This is a genomic window from Scytonema sp. PCC 10023, from assembly GCF_963920835.1.
Taxonomy (GTDB): Bacteria; Cyanobacteriota; Cyanobacteriia; order Cyanobacteriales; family Nostocaceae; genus Kalymmatonema.
Window position 1 is genome coordinate 1 of record NZ_CAWUDP010000294.1, and the last position, 1,403, is coordinate 1,403.

At 40.3% G+C, this 1,403-nt stretch carries 2 protein-coding genes; one reads left to right on the top strand and one right to left on the bottom strand.

What is annotated here, in order from left to right; all coding sequences use genetic code 11:
- Nucleotides 1–84: 84 nt before the first annotated feature.
- Nucleotides 85–1,164, bottom strand: coding sequence for an RNA-guided endonuclease InsQ/TnpB family protein (locus ACM0OZ_RS48800; RefSeq protein ID WP_414590152.1), 1,080 nt, complete (start codon nucleotides 1,162–1,164; stop codon nucleotides 85–87).
- Between the two features lie 58 nt (nucleotides 1,165–1,222).
- On the opposite strand from ACM0OZ_RS48800, the gene ACM0OZ_RS48805 reads away from it, so the two are divergent.
- Nucleotides 1,223–1,403: hypothetical protein (locus tag ACM0OZ_RS48805; protein WP_414590153.1), on the top strand; the 181-nt coding region annotated here is incomplete at its 3' end.

A 1,403-nucleotide genomic window follows, 5' to 3' on the forward strand; every position in this document is an offset into this window, starting at 1 on the left:
CTGCTACGTAAATCCTAGACAAGTCTAGACATTCTACTTCTTTCTTCTCGGGGAGCATGGGAGCGGTTATCCCTCAGAAAGCATTCACGCCAAAGCCCTGCGCGATAGGTTTATGGCTGCATTTAAGTCACGGTCAATCACAAAACCACAATGACCACATTCAAACACTCGCTCTTTCAATGTGAGTGTTTCTTTTTTGCAACCACAATTAGAACAAGTTTTAGAGGATGGATACCACTTATCAGCTAAAACTAGCTTGCTTCCAAACTTCTTGGATTTATATTCAAGTTGTCGCCTGAATTCATAAAACCCACAATCAGCAATGGGTTGAGCAAGCTTATGGTTAGCCATCATACCGCTAACATTCAAGTCTTCGACTACTATTACAGCGTGGTTTTTGCATAAGTAGTTGGTGACTTTATGAAGTGAGTCTTTGCGAATGTTAGAGACTCGGTTATGATGCCTTGCGAGCTTTGTTCTTGACTTATTACGATTGTTGCTACCTTTAGTTTTTCGCGCCAAAGACTTAGACAATCGTTTCAGCTTTTGGATGTTCTTTCTGTAAGCCTTCGGATTGGGGAACATAACACCAGTACTGAGTGTAGCCAGTTCCTTAATTCCCAAATCCACGCCTACAATATCTACAGATTTCGGTGTTAGTGGGCATTCTTGTTCGTATGCAAATGCAATGTACCAATCATCCGCTATCCGAGATATTGATAACTTAGTGGTCGTTGTATGGGGTAATCCTTCAAAAGTTTTGACCCATCCAATAGTAGGTAACTTGACACGCACACCGCCTACAGGAATGGGTTTACCACTAGCATCAATAGTGAAAGAGTCGTTTAGACCTTTCTTTTTGAATTTGGGATAGCCACCCAGACCTTTGAAAAAGCGACTATATGCATCACCGAGTTGATCAAAAGCATATTGTGTAATCTTTTGACAAATCCCCTTCTGTTTGATCCACTCCAACTGGGTCTTGACTTCGTTGTTAAAGAACTTTTTGAGAAGAAACTTATTAGGCTTATATCCATCGTCGTACAAGCTTTTCCAAGTCGCCAAACCCCAGTTGTAGGTAAACCGTGCTATACCTGCGTGTTTAGCCATTATTGTTTTTTGGGCTGGTGTTAGTTTCAACTTAGTCTTGATGGATAAAAGCATTGTTCGACCTCAATACTTGTGCTATATGTGAATATAATAACATATACAAGGTGTTTGTATGCCATTCCAGAAAAATAATAAACTTGGTGCAAAATCTTTGAATGAAGAACCTTTTGATAAGTCACCAGTGTGCTTTGCTGTAAAGAAAGGTGTTAAAGAAAAGCTGAAAGCCGTCCCCAACTGGCAAGAACGGCTAAGAAAACTTGTTGATGAACTAATAGAAGATACGGGGGATAGCT